The organism is Bacillus cereus group sp. BfR-BA-01350, assembly GCF_022663775.1.
Lineage (GTDB): Bacteria > Bacillota > Bacilli > Bacillales > Bacillaceae_G > Bacillus_A > Bacillus_A paranthracis.
In genome coordinates this window covers 64,129-84,794 of sequence record NZ_JAKUGD010000002.1, presented here as the reverse complement: position 1 = coordinate 84,794, position 20,666 = coordinate 64,129, and the positions used below count along the sequence as shown (strand labels likewise).

The following is a 20,666-nucleotide window of genomic DNA, read 5'->3' as shown; positions in this document are numbered from 1 at the left end:
TATATTTTCTCAATACAAAATATTCTAAATATTAATGAAATATTAATCCAAAAGAAGAGAATGGTGCTATAATTCTCTTGTTAAAAATAATCTTTGGAGGGATAATATGAATTTTAAAAAAGGGATTACTGCATTTTTATTAGGTACTGTGTTTGTTTTTTCAAGCGTTGGCGTTTCAGAGGCTTATGTAAAAGAAGGATGGAAGCTACCTTCAAAATCAGCTACATATAAATGGGGAGACAGATTAGACGATGGTTCAAGTATCATCAAATCTGGTTGGCAAGCTGCCGATTCAGCCTGGTACACTGCTTCTCGTATTAATTTTACAGTTTCTGCTTCTTCTGTGAACACATTAAACTCTTGGTTTGAAAGTTCCTCTACTTATTATGGAAGAATGAAGACATCTTATAATACATCCACTAAAAAGGTAACGAAATTTGCTGGTGATATTAACGCAGGTAATACAAATATTACAAAATCAAATGTTGCTAAAAGTACAGGAGTCCATGAGTTTGGTCATGCAATAGGAATAGGTCACAACAGTGGTACTTCAATTATGAACAGCAATCGTAATCGTACTACTATGCATGTCCCTCAAACTGACGATAAAAATGGCGTAAATGCAATCTATTAACAGAAAAAGGAGATGATTTCTTAATGTTAAGTAAAAAAACAAAATCTATAATAATTGCAATACCTTTGGCTACAGTAATTGGTTTTGGAGGATATTCAGCATTTAATAGTCACTTCTTCCCTGCTGCTGGTGAAGATAATAATACTGAAACTGTTATTCTCAGTAAGGATTTTCCTGCTACAAGTGACTTAAATCAAATGATTAATGAAGCAGATCTAGTTGTAATCGGTGAATATGAAGGTCTTGACTCTAAATGGAATATGGCACGTAATCCAAGTAATCCATTGGAAGAGGACAAAGAAAATTATGTTGAAGGACATCTATATAATTTCAACATTTCCGAAACAATTAAAGGGGTGACTGAAAATAAACAAATAAAAATCAATCATCGTTTCGCTGAAACTGTAAAACTTGAAGATTCTAATGCAGTTGTTGCACCAGATGGCACAGTTACAAAAAAAGCTACTAAAGTAACTACTAAAGAGGTGCAAAATAAGGATCCTTTATATATCGAACCTAAAGTTAATAAAAAATATATGATGTTTTTGAAGAAAGATCAATTATTTGGTAACTACTACGGAGCAATTGAACCATTCGCAATTACCTTTGATGAAAATAACAAAGCAGATCTTCAGACAAACATAGAAACTATTAATGAAAGTAAAATGTCTTCCAAAGCACAACTTGCAGGAAAGACCATTGTATTAAAAAATGAAATACATGAAACTATTACTGATAATATTAGCGGTAAGACCCTTGATGAATTAAAAGAACAAGTAAAACAAAAAAATAAGTAATAATTATAACTTATAATAATTTTTCCTATTTCATAAGATAATTAATATTAATTTATAACTGTTATTACAGATTAAAGAAAAATTAATTTACCCTACCCTACTACGTCTTTCGTATTATCTAAGACTATAGTTACAACTATTTCAATTTTTAATTTTACAAACGCTGCTCCTATACAATGATAGATACTTGATCCGAAAGCAAGATGTCTTGCAGTACCACTAATGCCTTTTTACTATCAATGTCAGGACGATAAACGTTGAATTTATCAGACCTTTCAAATACGTCAGAATCACAATTCGCTGCACCAATCATACAGTAGTTCCTTTCGTTAAATGGATGCCACTTTTTTCCTTAACTTTTAATAATTGATGCGGAATCAATTGAATCTTTATCATTAAAATATTATTTTTACAAATCTCCTTGTTTCCTGTAGTTGTGAAGATAATAAAACCGTTTTATTTTACAGCCAAAAGCAAAACAACTGTCTATCCAATTTTGGATAGGCAGTTGTTCAATCTACTAAAAAAAGTACCATACTGCTTTATTACATACTATTCCCCAAACAAAAAAGTAAAATTTTTCACTTCAACTTTCATGTCTCTAATTCATATATTCTTCTAAATTTAGTTTTTCCTTGTATATTTTTTCAGCAAAATCTCCTACATAGCGCATGTGCCAAGATTCATCTACATATCTGGTACATTCTCCTTTTTCTATTCTTAATAGCTTCGTAATAAAAGCTGTTAAACAGCAAAAGTGCGAAGTCTTAAATTAGACTTCGCACCTTATACAAATTTACAATCCGTGACGATACCAACACAAATGCAATACTATATACATAATCACTCATTATATCTGTTGCTCTTTTAATCGGCCCATGTATAAACCAATCCTTTTACTTAGCCATCTCTCATGATTGACTTGATTGTTTCTAGATACTTAATCCCTCTATACTCATTTCAAGTGGTAATCCATACCCATTGAAATCAAAAATGACAAATTTATTCAATTTCCCTTTTTACCTACTTGCTAAATTCAGCAAGTAAAATATCTTTAAAAAATTCCGGATTATTAATGTTTAAACTGTTCGAATTGATAGCGAGTGTATGTTTACCTCCAAGTGTTCCACCAACAAAAGTGGAAAACCCTGGAACGGCCCCCCTGTGTCCCCATACCGAGACACCATTTGGAAGCTTAATTTCAAGTATTCCAAGACCATATCCAGTTCCCTCTCTTTCTGTAGGAACTGTAGTAAGCATTTGTTTTAATTGCTGTTCCTTCAGTAATTTGCCACCTAGTAAGTAAGAGAAGAATTTGTTTAAGTCGTCAGCAGTAGAAATCATATCTCCATCCGAGCTACCTGGGTTAATATAAGTAACGTCTTTTAGCTCACTTGCTCCGTCTAGTTGCAAATAGCCACGGGCATGCTTTGTGCCTGGAATCACGCTTGAATTGCCAGGTAGGAATGTATTTGACAAATCAAGCGGTTCAATAATGCGATTTTCAACCTCTTCCGCATAGCTGTTTCCAGTTACTTTTTCAATAAGGATCCCCAGTAATACGTATCCTGTGTTTGAATAAGACCACGCCTTTCCTGGAGCAAAGTCTGGGGGAAGAGAAATCCCCATCTTTACAAATTCTTCAGCTGTATACGATTTTTTTATATCCGTAATATCAAAATCTTTTGAATTTATATAGTCAGCAATACCACTTGTATGATTCAATATTTGCCGAATCGTAATCTGGTTACCATCATATCCGTTTCCTTGAATGACACCAGGCAACCATTTTTCAATGGAGTCATCTAGATTCAAACGGTTCTCTCCAGATAATTGAAGTAGCACTGTTGCAATGAACGTTTTCGTCACACTGCCAATGCGAAAGCGAAAATCTGCTTTCATTGGTTTCTTAGTTCTCAGATCCGCTACCCCAGCGGTATAACTCCAAGTTTTACCACCCTTAGAAATTTGAGCGAGTATTCCCGGGTATCCAAGTTGCAGTTCATCCCGTATTGCTTTCTTAACGGAAGTACGATTACTTTGCGTACTTGTTTGTAACGAACTAGATACATTTTGCGTAGGTTCTGCTTTTACAATTGAGGCTGGTGTTATGTATAACAGGGAACTTCCAGCTATTAAAAGCGCTAGACTTGCACATGTAATTTTACTACGTATTTTCATAAAGAATTCCTCTCTTCTATTAAAATTGTATAGATAGTTGATAGCAGTGTCCTATACGAACCACACAGCTATCCATTCTCCCAATGATGAAAAGGCAACAATGTATTTGCAATCATTGTATTCATTATTTTCACAAAACACTCTTGTTACTGATTGTTTTATATGTAGGACGTACTTATTCCCCCCTTTACGCCTCCTCATATTTTTATCCTACATATTGAAAATCTCTTTTTCCTTACCTATCCCTTACAAATTCCTTACATTCGAAATTGTTTCTATAATGATAGGATTGAAGTAGCGTCTGTGCCCGAAAGTGCAAAAAAACACCGATGTTTGTCATTTCGGTGTTTTTTCACGTTTTAAATATTGAATATTCTTTTTACTCTTAACAAGTTAAATTCTTGTTTTTTTCTAATGTGATTATTCTTCTTGCTATATCACACAAATGAAATTGCACTGCACGAACCATTCCTAATGTTGTTAAAACCACTTGTTTCTACTTATACAAAAGTACAGATAAATTGAATACGCGTCCAATCACAAGTTGCTATTTTCTAAGCTCAAAGTTTACCTCTTCAATAAGTGGAAATAATAGAACTATAAAACTTTGGATGGAGGATTTATAGTGAAGAATAACGATAATTATGGTGGAAAATTACCACATAATGCTGAATCTTACTGGACGAGCAGTATTCATTTACCTGAATACCCTTCCTTAGAAAATGACATGCAGGTCGATGTTATTATTGTAGGAGGAGGAATTACTGGCATTACTTCTGCCTATCTTTTAGTAAATGAAGGTCTAAAAGTCGCTGTTATAGAGGCAGACAAATTATTAAATGGAACGACTGGACATACGACAGCTAAAATTACTGCTCAACATGATATGATTTATGACGAGCTTATCAGATATACCGGAAGAACTACCGCAAGATTGTATTACGAAGCAAACATCGATGCTTTAAAATTCATTCAAACCACAATCAATAAACATCAAATCGATTGTGATTTCACTCAACAAGATGCTTATCTGTATGCCACAACAGAAGAATATGCATATAAGTTAGAAAAAGAAGCAGAAGCTTATAAAGAGCTTCATATTGAAGGTGAGCTTGTAAACAAACTTCCTATTGATTTAAAAATACATAATGCACTTGTTATGAGAAATCAGGCACAATTCCATCCACTTAAATATTTAGCCCATCTTTCAAATATAATTACAGAAAAAGGTGGATACATCTTTGAAAATACCACAGCAGTAAATATAAAAACAGGCGAGAAACCTGTGGTTCTTACCCGTGGAGGAGCTCAAATTACAGGGAAGTATATTCTCTCTTGTTCCCATTTCCCTTTTTATGAAGGTGCAGGACTTTACTCTACAAGAATGCATGCAGACCGCTCTTATATAATTGCCGCTAAGACAAGAACAGATTATCCAGGTGGTATGTATATTAGTGTAGATGAACCGACACGTTCTCTCCGTTCCACAACAATTAATGGAGAAGAATTTATTCTTATCTCTGGAGAAAGTCATAAAACAGGACAGGGTGGAGAAACACTAAAGCATTATGAGGCCTTGGAAATATTTGGCCAACAAGTTTTTGGACTTGAAAAAATTGCATATCGTTGGTCAGCCCAAGATTTAATTACACTAGACAAAATTCCTTATATCGGTGAAATCACATCTGATCAAAAAAACATATTAATTGCCACTGGATACAGAAAATGGGGTATGACTAATGGAACTGCAGCTGCTCTTTTATTCCGAGATATCATATTAAAAGAAAAGAACAAATTTCGGGAATTATATACTCCCTCCCGTTTCCATATGAATCCAAGTTTAAAGAACTTCTTAGTCGAAAATGCCAATGTTGTTGGTCACTTAATTAAAGGAAAGTTAGAGATTCCACAAAAATGTATTCGTGATTTATCTAACGATGAAGGGGCTGTCGTTGATATTGATGGACATAGAAAAGGAGCTTATAAAGATGCAGAAGGTAAGCTTCATATTGTAGATACAACTTGTACCCATATTGGATGTGAAGTTGAATGGAACAATGGAGAACGTTCTTGGGATTGTCCGTGCCATGGTTCGCGATTCTCATATACAGGAGAAGTACTTGAAGGGCCTGCTGAGAAACCATTACAAAAATACGATTATAAAATGATAGATAACCTTACTTCAGAAGACTCTGGTTACTAATTAAATTTATATAAGCCAAAACAGCTACATAGCATGTAGCTGTTTTGACTTTTTTAACTCCTTATTGTCCGTAATCTCAAATCGAAATATAATCTGTCCTATTCCTATTAATTCAAGAAATATATTCTTCCCCAACATGAAAAATTGAGTTGAACTTCTAAAGATAACTATGAAAGGATGAAATTGAATTTACAATTACAACCAACATACTCCCGTTTGAGGGTAACTCGGTTTTATTCGTTTGATGATGTTATAGTCATACTCCTAAAACTGACAACTTATAAGAGAATATCATTTTTCACCTTCTATTCTAACTAACAAGTCTTGAAATTCGTTTCTTCTTCCATGAAAGTTTATAATATCCATATTGCAAAAGTAAACTTGCAATAAATGCTGCTGGATATCCAATCCATATTCCTTTTATACCAAGATTTGTATGATAAGAAAGATAATAAGCAACAGGGACTTCTACAAGCCATATTGATACGACACCGATAATAGTGGGCCATAATACAGTTCCACTTGCTCGCATTGTCGCACCAATAATTTGAGCATGACCGAAAATTAAGTAACTCCAAAGTGTAATCATCACCAAACTATGCGCAATTTCAACTGTATTCGTGTTCGTTAAGAATAATGATAAGATTTCTCTTGAAAACAAGTAAATAAAAGCAATTAATATACCACCAATTATATAATTCATAATAATTCCAGCACGAATAACTTCCTCTAATCGGTTAAATTGTTTCCCACCAATAGATTGCGCAGCAAAAATAGATACCGTAATTCCAAGGCTAACCGCAGGCATCTGAACATAACTTGCAACCTGGTTTACAACCCCATATGCAGCAGTCGCATCAGAACCGAAACGATTCACAAATGCGATTACCGCAATCTCAGATAACGAAACGAGAATCATATTAATACTCGCTGGAATTCCAAGGCGTAATAATAGTTTTAATAAATCCCAATCCATACGAAGATATTTCCGTACAGTCTCATCTAATTGCAGTGGATGATTCTTCTTCTTCAAATACATAAGCATAACAATAAATGTTACAACGGTCGAGATAACAGAAGCATAGGCAGCTCCGTACACACCAAATTTGGGTATTCCTAGCCAACCAAAAATTAGAATAGGTAATAGAATTATATTTAAGACTGTACTAACAATTAAGAAATAAAACGGTGTCTTAGAATCTCCTGTACCTCGTATAAACGTTGTATAGGAGAAATATAGAAATAAAACTGGCATAGAAATAAATAAAATACGCGCATAATGCACACTCATATCAATTATATTCTCTGGCGTACCCATAAAACGCATAATGTTCAGAGCAAATACATTTCCCGCTATTGCCAAAATAACGCCTATTATAAAGGTAAATGTTAACGTCGTACCAACAATGGCTTTTAAACGATCTTCATTACGGGCTCCAAATGCCTGACCAATTAAAATCGAACTACCCGATCCAATCCCAATTACAAACGAAACAAGTAAAAAGAATAATGGAAAAAATGCTGAAATGGCAGCTAATTCATTCACACCAAGCCATCGTCCAACTACCACCATACCAAATAATTGTCCAACTGATTGTAATATGTTACTTAAAAGCAAGGGAACTAGAAACATAGACATTGATTTCCATGTTGCTCTCTCTCCCTTTTCTTGATTTTTTAATTTTTTACTTTTTTGAATACTATCTATCGATGATTTCACATTTGATTTCCCCTTTTATTTGGAGGAATTATGTTATTCCGAGAATAATACGTTAAAAATAAAAAAAGAAATTTTTAAATTAACGTTATTATCTTATCCATAGATTTCCCCCTACGTAATAATGATTTTTGAGAATTTGTTTATCTATTCATTCTTTCTACCATTTATCTCTTTCCCCCAAAAATTTTGATATAAACGAAATGAAGCTTTCCCCTTATAAAAACCTATTCTGATATTTCTTCTAAGCAATAGTAAACAGCTTCCTTACCCCTTCAAGTTAACTCTTCAACATCTACGGCAGTTAAATTAATTTGCGTTGCATCATTTATTTTAATAAAATTATTTATATTATTAAATGTAATAAACAATTAGGAAGCGAAATTGGTATAAAACATGTCTTTTGTTATGTTTTTAACATCGTGAATACTTAATAATTAATATTAGACCCTTTTTGCTTTATTTGTTAGAGCAACTAACATAGATTACTGTTTTCAGTTATGTTGTATATTTTTTTTAAGACTTGTCCAAAATATAACTAACCTGTTTTAGAACAAATTGGTTACCGAGTAGTTAGCTTTTGCTAACTACTTTTTATTATTAAATATGTTCTCATCAAAATGATGAATTTCTAACTATTAGCTCAGTTCTTTCTATCTAGAAGAGTAGTTTGTACTTTTACTTAAAATTCCTTGAAAACTATTTGAGCATAGATTTTTCCCATTAAAAAAGGAGAGATTATAATCCCTCCTTCTAATCCATACACTATATAATTAGCGAGTGAATCGACCATCAAGTTGTATATTGAAATTTTGTGCGATATTATATTTCATTTGATCGATTACACTTTCAGCATCACGAACTAATAATTCGTTACGGCTTCCACTATTATTGTTTGCTATTATTACGTATACTCGTTAATTTCCATGTCCATACTATTTAGCGACGGTAGTCCATGCCATTCGGATTGACCTCCAGCACATGATAAATCTATTTTTCTAATTTATGTATATTATTCAACTAATTCTACCATTAATCTTCTGTGCTACCTGTAGATCTTTTGTTTTAAATCCACTATTTATAGCCCATCTATAAAATAGAAATGAAACAATTGAAATAAGTACCATATCCCATCCATAAGTTATAATATTTAACCCACCAAATTTTTCACTTCCAATGTACGATATACAAATCATAAATAATAAATACCCTACAATCCATAATCCAGCTAAAAAATTCTTCTTAAATCCAACCCATTTTGTTTTTAATTGATAATAAAAATATATAGGTAAGCCCATAAGTATAATAAACATTACTTCTCCTGTTAACGGCCACCTTGCCCAATATAATGTTAATGATGCAAAAATGAACCCTAAAGGTGCGATAATGTTTAATCCTCTTATATAGAAAGGACGATGAAAATTAGGTGCAGTTTTTCTCAGGGTCATTACTGTTATTGGTCCAGTAACATATGAAATTAATGTAGCTACTGAAATCACTTCAGCTAAAACACCCCATCCTTTAAATAAAAATAAAAAAACAAAACAAATCATTAAATTAAACATCATGGCAAATCTAGGCACACCATATATAGGATGTAATTTCCCAAAAACTTTAGGGAAATATCCATTCTTCTCCATTCCGTACAGCATGCGTGATGTGGTTGCCATATAAGTAGTACCTGTCCCCGAAGGAGATACAAAAGCATCTAAATATAATACAATAACTAACCAATTAATATTTAGTGCTATTGCTAAATCAGCAAATGGTGAATTGAAATTTAAATTCGACCATCCATTAATTATTATATTGGGATTTACAGCGCCGATAAAAGCAATTTGTAATAATACATATATTATAGTTGAAATTAAAATGGATCCTACAACTGCCCGAGGAATGGATTTCCCTGGGTTCTTTGCTTCACCAGCCATATTAATTGGACTCTGAAAACCATTGAATGCAAAAATAACACCGGATGTTGCCATAGCAGTTAATACATTTGACCAATTAGATACATGAAAGTCCTGATGACTAGTAAAGTTTTCTCCATGAAATCCAACGAATAGCAATGCACCAATTGTAAGACCAGGAATTATGATTTTAAATATAGTAATTAGAGAATTTACTTTTGCAAATAGACTAACAGTCCAATAGTTTAAAAAGAAATATATAATAATAAGTAAAGAAGCAGCTGCAAGACCTTTTGAAGTCAACATCCCATTGTCTACTAAATCCTTAGCCCAACTTGCCCACTCCCAAGGCCATGAACTCATATATTGTATTGAGGCTATAGCTTCAACTGGAATAACTGAGACGATAGCTATCCAATTAGCCCATGCAGCAATAAATCCTACGAAATCTCCATGTGAGTATTGGGTATATTTTACCATTCCGCCAGCCTCCGGAATCATGGCTCCTAACTCGCTATATGGTAAGGCAATAAATAATATTACAATCATTCCTAAGAGCCAAGAAAAGATAGCGGCCCCTCCTGATATTTTAGCAGCCTTCCATGCACCAAATAACCAGCCAGACCCTAAAATCGAGCCAATCCCAGTCATTGTGAGTGCAAAGGTTCCTAGCTTGCGTTTCATATTTTTCATTTTTCACACGCCCCTCGTTTACAAAATAAATAGGATTTTTTTATTTATTAACCATTTATTCATGTATACTAGCCCCCTTTTTATTTAAAGTAAGAATACAAGTTTTATAGACTCATTCACCATAAAATTTGCTGTAATTTGAAACCATAACATTCATCTCCAATCAACTCTTTATATTGTATGTATACCCTTTATAATTCTCTCTAAACCTGAAATTTTCAACTATATTTGTTACGGAAAAACATCATATCTAGTATGCCTCTATATTAAGAATATTTTAGTTCTAATAGACGAAATTTCATCTTGTCTATGGTCTTAATTTGATAGGCGATACTACTCCCAGATGCACTCAAGTTAGATAAAAACCGAAGGAAACTATTATAGAAATTTCTACATTTCTTTCGAAACATATCGCTCCCTTCTTACCAAAAACTCAATTCTAATTTAGTGAATTGTTTAAGTGTATTGGGATAAATCTTCGGCAAATAATGACAACCCTTGTTTTTTATGCATATTCATAAAAAGCACGTCACCCTTTCTCATTAATTAAGAAAATGGTAACGTGCTTTTAATCCCAAGAATAGTCCATGATGGATGTGTGGCGGTACTCCATTGCTATCGAACAAAACAATGATAGTTGCGAACGAATTAGCAATTATACGAATTTCATTTTTTCGGCATTCTGCATCTAGACGGTATACCTATTAGCCACGGTAAAACTCTATTTTAAATCAAAAAAATAGATTACCTGCACATGAAAAAGTATAGTGCACAGGTAATCTATTTGTTTTTGAGATTAATAAAAACCTAATTTATTTTTTGAATTCTTCCATCAATAATAGACTGAATTGGTTCTTTTGATTTTTTTATATAATCTACTAATGCTTCAAAATCAGTTGGTCCTGTTTCAGCATCTTTACCGTTTTTAAAGGATACAAATCCATCTCCACCTGAAGCTAGAAATGCGTTCGCAACGACGCTGTAAGTTTTAGAAGGAATCATTTCTTCTCCATTTGTTAGGCGAATACTTGTTACTTTTTCTCCATTAGGTTTGTTTGCATCCCAAGTGTATTGGATCCCTGAAATTTGAAGCATTCTTGTTATGTCTTTTTGCCATTGTTGATTTAAAATATCACGAATGTCTTGGCCTGTTAAATTTACTTTTATTAATTGATTTCCGAATGGTTGAATACCATATATCTCTCCCCATGTAATATCACCAGCATCTAAGTCATTACGAATACCACCAGGATTCATAAGTGCAATTTGAGATTGCATTGTTGCACGCTGAGCATCAGCAACTAAATTCCCAAGAGTAGATTCACCAGCTGTATTTAGTTTGCGATCTAGTGGAGCAATAGACTTACCTACAACTTCATTAACAAGAGGTGCGATTTTTGCTTGATATTTCTCCATCTTTTTCTTTATTTTTTTATCAGGTTCCATGCCTTCATGGTAAGTTGTAACAATTTCTGCTTTTTTCTCAACAATATCTTGTGTTTTACGATCAATCTTTACATCAACATCAGCAAAAGCCATACCGTAAGAATTTGCTTGTACGACAAGTTTATTATTAACAGTTCCATTTACATAAGTGTGGCTATGCCCACCAAAAATAACATCGACTTCTGGATCAGTCTCATTTGCTAATCGGACGATATCACCATTTGTTACGCCGTTCCCATCTGTTGTCCCCCCGTTATGTGCAAGAACAACGATAGATTTAACGCCTAGTTTTTTTAATTGCTTTACGGATTTATTAATAGCTTCAACTTCATCTGTAATTTCTACATTCTTTAGCATAGTAGGCATAACAAGGTTAGGCACATCCGTTGTTACGACTCCGATAAATCCAACAGGAACTCCTTGTACCTTTTTTATAGTGAATGGTGGTAAAAATAAACGACCAGTGGATTTATTATAGAAATTTGCGGCAACATATGGGAATTTTGCTCCTTTAAATTTCCCTGTTTTCTCATGGTATCCACCATAAATAAGGCGGTTCATTTTTTCAACACCTTCATCAAATTCATGATTTCCTATTGTTCCAACATCGAATTTCAAATCATTTAGAAATTCAATGGTAGGTTCGTCTTGTAATAATGCTGAAACAGGAGTACTTGCTCCAACAACATCGCCAGCATGTACTTTTAATGTATTCAGATTTTGTTTTTCACGATCGCGTAAATAAGCCCCTAAGTACTCGATTCCCCCTGCATCTTTATTGTTAATTTTTTTTACTGTGTCTAGTTGCCCATGAAAATCGTTAATCCCGAGCATTTGCACATCTATGTAGCGGTTTGGTTCTGTACTTGCTTGGGCTGAAGGTACAGCGAATACACTAGTAAAAGTAACTGTACTTAATGCTAAAGCAACTGGAATGATTTTTTTCAACATAAAATTTCTCTCCCCTAATAATTAAAATCTTACATAATACGATGTTATTTTAATATATTAAGAGGATTATTTCTATAAAAATTCTACTAATTATAAAAATTAATAAGATTTTATCGTTTTCTGACAAAAACATTTCTTTGTTTTGAGAATTATTCAAAATATTATCTTGATAGTAATATAGCAATCCACCTAAGAGACAAAAAAACTCTAATCCATAAATTTTAGCCGTTAAGAAAAATATTCAACTCGAAACTAATAGAGATTTATCAACCTAACATTTCAATATCAATATTTAAAAATGAGCAAAAATTTCGTTATAGAAGATTTCGATTCTTTAAATTGATTACAGTGGTCCACTACGCCGCATTTAAAAAGATGCTCCTGGATTTATCCAAGAGCATCTTTTATAAAGCTTTATTTTTCACTTGTTTATCAACTATCTTATGATATTTAGCACCTCTCATATTTTTAAACAAAACCACTTTAGCAATCGTATGAACGGCTACCTAACCGTTTTAACGGCACCTCTAAGTATATGTGCTTACGTCTAATTAATAAGGATCTGATTCATGGCTTTTCTTCACTGCATCTTTTGTTGCTTCGTTTGCAGCTAATGAACCTTGGCCATATTTTGATTTACTTACTTCGCGGCCTGGAAGTTTGTTTTCCGTTTTAGCTTCTTTCATTTTCTTTTCAATACCTTCTTTAACACGACGGCCATAATCTTCATCAGCTTGTGTGAAGTGTTCAATCATCGCATTCTGAATTCTTTTGTCACATACTGCAAGTGCTTCAGATAGATTTTTAACCAACTCATTTCGTTCCCACTCCTCAAAACTACGATACGTGTGACCTGCTTGACCATAATTATTAGGACGATCGATTGGTGCACTCATAGCAGCCGCATTGTAAGTTGGTTGGTGTGGATGGTGCTTTTCTTGTTTTGCATCTTTATAACCACCCAGCATAGATGGCTCATAGTTAATATGCGGATTTTCTCCAGACTCTTTCGGATTACGCATATCCATTTGACCACGATGTTGATTTGTACGAACAGGTGCTTTAGGTGCATTAACAGGTAATTGCAGATAGTTTGCACCAACGCGATAACGTTGCGTATCTGAATAAGAGAAAGTACGACCTTGTAGCATTTTATCGTCTGAGAAGTCCATGCCATCAACAAGTACTCCTGTACCAAAAGCAGCTTGTTCAATGTCTGAATGGTAATCAACTGGATTACGATCAAGAACCATACGTCCTACTGGTAACCAGGGGAACTGCTCCTCTGGCCAAAGCTTCGTATCATCAAGAGGATCAAAATCGAGTTCTGGATGATAATCATCCTCCATAATTTGTACAAATAGCTCCCACTCTGGATAATCTTTGCGCTCAATTGCTTCATATAAATCTTGTGTTGCATGACTAACATTCATTGCTTGAATACTGTTTGCATCTTCTTGTGTTAAATTTCGAATTCCCTGCTTCGGCTCCCAGTGATATTTCACCAATACCGCTTCGCCTTTTTCATTTACCCATTTATAAGTGTTTACACCTGACCCCTGCATATGGCGATATGTTGCTGGAATACCCCATGGAGAAAATAAAAATGTAATCATATGCGTTGCCTCCGGGGTACGAGAAACAAAATCAAACATTCGCTCAGGATTCGCCACATTCGAAACCGGATCAACCTTAAACGCATGAATCATATCTGGGAACTTCATCGCATCACGAATAAAGAAAATTTTTAAATTATTCCCTACTAAATCCCAGTTACCATCTTCCGTATACATTTTCACTGCAAAACCTCGTGGATCCCTTGCTGTTTCTGGTGAGTCCTTAGCTCCAGCTACTGTAGAAAAACGAACCATTAACGGCGTTTTTTTACCAGCCCCTGAAAATACTTTCGCACGAGTATATTTTTCTACCGGCTCATCTCCAACTTTTCCATAGGTTTCAAAATACCCAAATGCTCCAGCTCCTCGCGCATGTACTACACGTTCCGGAACCTCTTCTCGATCAAAATGAGAAATTTTTTCGATGAAATGATAATTTTCAAGTGTTGCTGGACCACGATTCCCAATTGTTCGGATATTTTGATTATCCTTCACAGGGTGCCCCTGTCGTGTTGTCAATGTCTCACGTTTCACGTCTTGTTCATCTAGAGAATTCATGTCCTGGTTTTCTTCCATAATTGAAAACCTCCTCAAAATTATTCATCTTTAGGTATTTCCACTTATTAGGAAAAATATGATAGAATTGCAAATTATTTATAATGTATCAATTAACAAGTATATAGTTGTAATTAGTCCTTTAAAAATAATAGGAGTGCTTCATGTGTTAATTTCCCACTATATTCAAATGGTACAGTTGCATCTGAATCATCATGAATAACAAGGGTAGGTATATTAATCTTGGCTAAATCGCCTCTGAAGTCTGTTTTGCTGAAAGCAGCGATATCCCTATTGTAAAGTCGAAATGATACTATCCCAATTAATAAATATTACTAACTATATATCTAGATTAATATCTGTCATATTTTTTATATACAAGATTAATTAGATTTAAAAAAAGATTTCTTTTTCTTTACTCGTAATAAGTCACCTGTCCACCCTTTCACTCTCATATACAAATACATACCACCTGTTGTAAAAATGATAAATAAGAGAGCGATTAAATAGCTATATTTCCATTCTAGTTCAGGCATATATTTAAAATTCATCCCCCACAATGCTCCTAAGGCCGTCAAAGGTGTACTTACAGCAGTTAATACAGTAAGAGCTTTCATAATCTCATTCCCACGATGAGAAGAAACAACTTCTTGTAAATGAATCATCGTGTCTAATTCTTCTTGGTACTCTTTAACAAGTTGTAATCCACGCTCTAATTTTACGTGTGTTTGTTTATAACAAAGGGTGTTTGTTAAGTTTTCTAACCAAGCTTCTTTCAGGCCTTGTAATACTTCTTGTATTAAGCGAAACACATGTGTGTTCATAAATAATTCATGACGAATATGATAGATTCTTTCTAAAACTGCTATGTTATTATGATGATAAAAATCCCATAATACATTTCTAAAATTGTTTTCGAAATAGTCAACCTTTCGCAAGTAGTGAGATATAAACATTGATAAGATAGCACATAATCCTTCAGCGGAACTATTACAATTTTTCACACTAAAAGAGGGATTATGTATTAATTTTTGGAAATCCTCTTCCTCTTTTTCCTGGACCGTTATGAGTATTCCATGAGCTACGAAATAATGAAGAAATTTTTGAATTTTGGCGTCCTTTTTATCTTGATCATATAAAAACGAACCATATACACAAGTTTGACTTGGTGATAACGTATAAACATATAATCCATTTTCACAAGGAGAACTTATTTTCTTTATAAATTGAGAGAGATAAGATGTTACATCACGAGGGATTATAGAAGAAAGTTTTTCAAGCTCACTAGTTTTCACATGATACCAACTCCATTTCGTCATTTTTATGCATTCCATATTATTCTTCCTTTCTGAATCGTTTTATGTTTGATCGAATCATATCCGTAATATGTAATTTGTATGCAGGTATTCATGTCTTGGAGAAAAAGTTTTTAGATTAACTAAATTACAAAATAAAGTGAAACTTTAATCGGTGGGGGTTTTCTTCATCCCCCACTGATTATTAGCCCTCACCAATCGGACTTTTAGGGGCAGCCCGATCCCCACCTAAATTCTTTGCTTTCGCAGAATTTTGAGGTGGGGGTCTTACTGCCCATTAAAGCGGGACAAATGGCATAGGAGGTCTTATTCTATTAAAAGGAAGACCCCCTATATATTAGCTATTTTTATTCTCAATTTTAAACATTTCCTCTATACAAGCACTTTTTATCTTTTCTTATAAATAATTTATTATATATGGAAAAGAAGCTAAATAATTTGGCACGTCTATTCAACGAACTCCATTTCGATTGTTATTATAATTTAGATTCATATACAGATTGATTGGTGATGTCGTCAAATACTTGACTTCCAATCATGTAGTATCCATGAAGTGCAGCCTCTTTCGAAGCGTCTACCATACGGAAAGAAGAAATTTCACCTTGCATTTTTTCAATTCGTTTTTTGTGGAGATCTACTATTCCTCCTGTCCAAATAATAGTGTCATACTGGTCTAACTTAAATTGTTCTTGTAATACACGCATAACGTCTTGGAAGTGTGCATCCAACTCTTTTTGAATTAAAGTATGAACCTGACTTGTCTGAGGATCTTCTTCTCGACCTCCATATCCTTTTTCTAATATGTTTGGCATATCGTTAATATGCAATTGATTACTTTCACCCGCATGATTCTGCACGATATTCTTAATATTTTTCAAAGGCTTGCTACATCCTAGTTCCGTCTCATAATGATTTAAAATGACATTCTGTTTCATATCTGTCATTTCTAATGTACGAAATCCACCATCAATAATTAAGATACGATCTCGTTCTTGAATGATTCCCTCTTTTAAGAAATAGGCATGTAAAGCGACCGGTTGCTGAAGAATTAAAGCATTTTCCACCGTAATAGTAATAAATTTCCCATCAATTTGCACAGAAGTTTCTTTTTTTAGTGCACGTTGTAATTGCTCATGCTGACTACCAAAATAAGTGACAGGAAGCCCGGTAACAACTAAAGGTAACACGACATTTTCTTTATAATCCTTTGCAATGCAACCAAATATTTGTTGTTTAAACCGTTCGCTTTCATAATAATTTTCTATTTCTTCGTCAAATGGAGGAAGCAATGAAGCGTCAGATTGATGCGCTTCATTTCCCATGTAGTATGCAAAATCTAAATCTATAAAACTTACCTTTGTTAAATCTTCACTTTCATCATGATTAGGTACAGGGGCTAGTGTGGAAGCTTCACTCTTAATCGTCACCTCAGAATCTACATCCTGTCGATATGCTCGCTTAGTAAAGCCGATTCCTACATCAATTGCATACAAAGATTTCATACTTTTTTCCTCACTTTCTATTTTTAGAATTAAATCTAAGCACTCTCTTCTTTCCCTTCTTTCACATATTTCTTTTCATTTTTCTTTGTTTCCCTGTCTATTTCCTTACTATTTTCATTTATTTCGTTATCCTTTTCATCTTTTTTCTTTTTGTTATTTTCGTTTTCTGTTAAATCTTTAATAGTAGAAATGACAACCGGTGTGGCTGTAAGCAGTTGTGGTAATGTTTGTTTCGCAACATTAGCTGCAGTTACAGAGAATTGTTTACTTGTTTCGGTTACCTTCTCTAATGTTTCCTTTATGTTTCCTTCTTGTAGTTTGTCTTTTACGTTTTTTCCTGTTGTTTGTATAGCTTTCCGATTTTCTTTTTTTAATAGGGAGACTATGACTCCGGTCGTAATCCCAATCACAGCATATTTAAATATTGTGTGTTTCATTTTTCTCACCCTTCTCTACTTTTAATTTCTTCCATGCTACAACTTAAAATAATTATCTTACCTATTGCAATCTATTAGAGAGAATGATAGTTTTGCGTCTGCCTATCACTCGCCGTTAGTGTTTCATCTGTTACTAGGAGTAAAATCTTCCCTTGATCTAGTTTGTCTTCATATAAGTTAGCTTCCTCCTTCGACAACCCCATTTCCTCCATTTGATTTCGGAGCTCGTCCCCTTTTTTGGAGAAAAAGTTGATAATACTTTTTCCCAATCCTTGTTCTTTTACTCCAATCGTATTTATGTTTGTATCATCCGCAATCTTTTTTGTTATATGTTTTTCATGTGTTAAGACGTAAATGTCCTCTTGGTGAATCCCTTGTAATTCTAGCTCTTTTACTTTCATAACTACTTCATGTTCATTATCATATTCATGAACCACCGGTTTTCTTTCATTCTTATGCATTGTATTTTTCCTCCTTTAGATTTTTTATTTAGTTGTTATGTAATATGTAATACACCTATTTTAAAGATGTTAAACCTAAATTTTCAAAAAATTTTATGTAATAGGTTATTAATGTTTTTGAATATCCAAGCAATGTCATGAGAACTTTGCTTGGATAAAAGTGTTACAAATAACGATTTGTTTGGAAGGCAAGTCCCTTATTTTATAGAAAATTTCTATTTAGAAAAAGTTACAAAAGGAGTACAAGATACTTTTTTCGTTAATTAAATCAAAATAAAAAAACAGGTTATTTGGCTATTCATTCCGTAAGCTTAATACTCAAGTTAATCTTTTTTCACACGGTTAAACTTTATTAAGAAAACTTTAAGGAATTCCCCTCTATATTTATAAGAATTTTTTTCTATACTGAATCATGTAAATGAACAAGAGGAGAAATGATTATGAAGAAATTTGTACTTTGCATACTAGGAATAGGCCTACCTATATACTTACTACCTTTCATATTACGAGGGGATTTTGATAGATTTAATCCGATTGCTGAAGAAAAAAATGTATACGCCATTGCGAAGGGGTATGGTGTTCCAGATTACCATCATAAAGGACGAGCTATGTACTCACTAAAAAGTTTTGATGAATCTGGGAGCAGGAACGAATATACAGTAGGAACTAGCACCCCTAATGATTTTATAAGAAAAACTTACTTGAGAATTCATGTAAAAGGTAAGTATGTTTACTCGTACGAGGCTATTTCTGAAAAGGATATTCCGGAGAAAATAAGGAAGCAATTAGAGGTAGAAATTAAATAAAAGAGCCCACTCGTATGAGTTGGCTCTCCCGTCTATCATTATTGTTTTAATAACCATTCTTCCATTACTTTCACTGTTTCATCTCGTTGTGCTTTTGATGTAATTAAGCTCGCATTATCACCTTTTTGCTCACCATACATACCAAAATGAGCATGGTTTCCGCCTTTTATCATGTGCATAGTTGTATTTTTTGACATGAACTTTTTATTGTTCTCTATTTTTTCTACAGTTGCTAGCGCATCTACTTCCCCATAAATAGATAACATTGGAATCGATTTCATAGAGAAATCATCTGCAGGATAAGAACCTAAGAAAATAATCCCATCTATCTTATCTTCATGTTGAAAGGCATACTTAGAAATCATAGCTCCGCCCATTGAATGCCCTGCAACATACCATTTTTGAACTTCAGGATACTTTTCAATGACACTGTCTACCTCATTGATTCCTAGTATCGCTAAATTTAATGGTAACTTCGGCATGACTACAAAATGCCCATCTTTTGCAAGAGCTTCTCCTAAGTAACTATAAGCCTCCGCTTCTACTTTAGCTCCTTGATAAAAAACAACTCCTATTTTCGCATCTTTCTCTCCAAAAACGATATGATCTTCATCTTTTTTATCTTCTATTAACAACAAAGCCTCTTTCGTTGGTTTATAACTAAACTGAGACCAAACAAAAAAACTAATACTCCCTATAAGTAAAATACCTAGTAAAGAGTACAGAATAATTTTTATCCATTTCTTCACAAAGATGACCTCCCTAAGATGTATATATTCTATATTTTAGATTACCATTCATACAAATAAAAACTCGAGCATTTTTATTGTGCTCAAGTTTTTATTTCCGTTTTTAATTTATGCATTCAGCTACTTTATTAGCTGAAACTTTAACAACTGTTTCTTTTCCACCTGTTTTAGCAATCATGAAGCCATGAACTTTAACATCAGAAGGTACTAACGGATGATGACGAATCATATCTATACTCTTCTCAATATTTTCACTAACATTTTCTTTTCCACTTAGCCATTCCTCAAGGCTACCACTTGAAAATTCAGGCATACAATTTTCAAAGAGATAGTCTAGTTCCTTGTTATTTTTTATGGAATCACGTTGAATTTGTAGATTAACTACATTAGTTTCTTTATCCTCTATTCCGACAACAACAATTTCTTCCACATTTTCTTCATAAATAGCAATAATAATAGATCTCATTATATCTCCAAAAGGATGTACAATTACGGAATCGTAGCTGTGTATAGTCAACATGTTTTCTTGTTGAATGTTAGTTACTTGTTGGATAATAGGCTCTATTCCTTGTTCCATGTCTGTTAACAATAAAACCTTTTTATGCTTTGAACTCATATATATCACTCCTTCTTCATGATTGTATTTATGAAACTTTTAAGCTAGTAACAATAGTTGATATGCATTACATGAT

General features: G+C 33.5%; 16 protein-coding genes and 4 pseudogenes. 5 read left to right on the top strand and 15 right to left on the bottom strand.

What is annotated here, in order from left to right; all coding sequences use genetic code 11:
* Positions 1-106: 106 nt before the first annotated feature.
* Both MR147_RS04535 and MR147_RS04530 read left to right on the top strand, forming a co-directional pair.
* Complete coding sequence (locus MR147_RS04535; protein WP_001009604.1) at positions 107-634, top strand: matrixin family metalloprotease; 528 nt, start codon at positions 107-109, stop codon at positions 632-634.
* A gap of 23 nt (positions 635-657) precedes the next feature.
* Entirely contained in the window at positions 658-1,431 is a 774-nt protein-coding gene (locus tag MR147_RS04530; RefSeq protein ID WP_147792024.1) for a cardiolipin synthase, read from the top strand.
* A 92-nt stretch (positions 1,432-1,523) separates the two neighbouring features.
* Here the strand turns inward: MR147_RS04530 and MR147_RS04525 are convergent.
* The 3 genes and pseudogenes from MR147_RS04525 to MR147_RS04515 form a co-directional block, all read right to left on the bottom strand.
* Positions 1,524-1,744 (bottom strand): annotated as a pseudogene (locus MR147_RS04525) (cytochrome P450).
* Positions 1,745-2,032: 288 nt separating this feature from the next.
* Positions 2,033-2,125 (bottom strand): annotated as a pseudogene (locus MR147_RS04520) (M15 family metallopeptidase); the annotation flags it as partial.
* A 329-nt stretch (positions 2,126-2,454) separates the two neighbouring features.
* A complete protein-coding gene (locus MR147_RS04515) occupies positions 2,455-3,612 on the bottom strand; it encodes a serine hydrolase domain-containing protein (protein ID WP_000702488.1) in 1,158 nt (385 codons plus the stop codon).
* A gap of 625 nt (positions 3,613-4,237) precedes the next feature.
* On the opposite strand from MR147_RS04515, the gene MR147_RS04510 reads away from it, so the two are divergent.
* Positions 4,238-5,815, top strand: a complete 1,578-nt coding sequence (locus MR147_RS04510) for an FAD-dependent oxidoreductase (RefSeq protein WP_242303692.1) — start codon at positions 4,238-4,240, stop codon at positions 5,813-5,815.
* A 310-nt stretch (positions 5,816-6,125) separates the two neighbouring features.
* On the opposite strand, the gene MR147_RS04505 is transcribed toward MR147_RS04510, so the two are convergent.
* The 10 genes and pseudogenes from MR147_RS04505 to MR147_RS04460 form a co-directional block, all read right to left on the bottom strand.
* On the bottom strand, positions 6,126-7,454 hold the full coding sequence (locus MR147_RS04505; protein ID WP_242303900.1) for an MATE family efflux transporter: 1,329 nt from the start codon (positions 7,452-7,454) through the stop codon (positions 6,126-6,128).
* 872 nt (positions 7,455-8,326) lie between these two features.
* Positions 8,327-8,434 (bottom strand): annotated as a pseudogene (locus tag MR147_RS04500) (small, acid-soluble spore protein, alpha/beta type); the annotation flags it as partial.
* Positions 8,435-8,548: 114 nt separating this feature from the next.
* Positions 8,549-10,135, bottom strand: coding sequence for an APC family permease (locus MR147_RS04495; protein ID WP_242303691.1), 1,587 nt, complete (start codon positions 10,133-10,135; stop codon positions 8,549-8,551).
* Positions 10,136-10,942: 807 nt separating this feature from the next.
* Positions 10,943-12,532, bottom strand: a complete 1,590-nt coding sequence (locus MR147_RS04490; protein ID WP_242303690.1) for a bifunctional metallophosphatase/5'-nucleotidase — start codon at positions 12,530-12,532, stop codon at positions 10,943-10,945.
* A 551-nt stretch (positions 12,533-13,083) separates the two neighbouring features.
* Positions 13,084-14,724 (bottom strand): catalase, encoded by a 1,641-nt coding sequence (locus tag MR147_RS04485; protein ID WP_242303689.1) that lies wholly within the window; start codon positions 14,722-14,724, stop codon positions 13,084-13,086.
* 113 nt (positions 14,725-14,837) lie between these two features.
* Positions 14,838-15,011, bottom strand: a pseudogene (locus MR147_RS04480) (alpha/beta fold hydrolase); the annotation flags it as partial.
* Between the two features lie 75 nt (positions 15,012-15,086).
* Positions 15,087-16,037, bottom strand: coding sequence for a magnesium transporter CorA family protein (locus MR147_RS04475; protein ID WP_074607294.1), 951 nt, complete (start codon positions 16,035-16,037; stop codon positions 15,087-15,089).
* A gap of 458 nt (positions 16,038-16,495) precedes the next feature.
* Positions 16,496-17,521, bottom strand: coding sequence for a ParM/StbA family protein (locus MR147_RS04470; RefSeq protein ID WP_000839469.1), 1,026 nt, complete (start codon positions 17,519-17,521; stop codon positions 16,496-16,498).
* A 35-nt stretch (positions 17,522-17,556) separates the two neighbouring features.
* Positions 17,557-17,958: a peptidase U61 gene (locus tag MR147_RS04465; RefSeq protein WP_074607293.1), complete on the bottom strand. Its 402-nt coding sequence runs from the start codon at positions 17,956-17,958 to the stop codon at positions 17,557-17,559.
* Between the two features lie 74 nt (positions 17,959-18,032).
* A complete protein-coding gene (locus MR147_RS04460; protein WP_242303688.1) occupies positions 18,033-18,419 on the bottom strand; it encodes a YflT domain-containing protein in 387 nt (128 codons plus the stop codon).
* 150 nt (positions 18,420-18,569) lie between these two features.
* Between MR147_RS04460 and MR147_RS04455 the strand changes: the two genes are divergently transcribed.
* Together MR147_RS04455 and MR147_RS04450 are read left to right on the top strand one after the other, a co-directional pair.
* Positions 18,570-18,686 carry a hypothetical protein gene (locus MR147_RS04455; protein ID WP_001982460.1) on the top strand — a complete coding sequence of 39 codons (117 nt, stop codon included), beginning with the start codon at positions 18,570-18,572 and terminating at the stop codon, positions 18,684-18,686.
* A 173-nt stretch (positions 18,687-18,859) separates the two neighbouring features.
* Positions 18,860-19,225 (top strand): YxeA family protein, encoded by a 366-nt coding sequence (locus MR147_RS04450; RefSeq protein WP_000714946.1) that lies wholly within the window; start codon positions 18,860-18,862, stop codon positions 19,223-19,225.
* Positions 19,226-19,263: 38 nt separating this feature from the next.
* On the opposite strand, the gene MR147_RS04445 is transcribed toward MR147_RS04450, so the two are convergent.
* Together MR147_RS04445 and MR147_RS04440 are read right to left on the bottom strand one after the other, a co-directional pair.
* Positions 19,264-19,974, bottom strand: coding sequence for an alpha/beta hydrolase (locus MR147_RS04445; RefSeq protein WP_074607290.1), 711 nt, complete (start codon positions 19,972-19,974; stop codon positions 19,264-19,266).
* A 103-nt stretch (positions 19,975-20,077) separates the two neighbouring features.
* Complete coding sequence (locus MR147_RS04440; protein ID WP_074607288.1) at positions 20,078-20,590, bottom strand: carbonic anhydrase; 513 nt, start codon at positions 20,588-20,590, stop codon at positions 20,078-20,080.
* Positions 20,591-20,666: the final 76 nt, after the last annotated feature.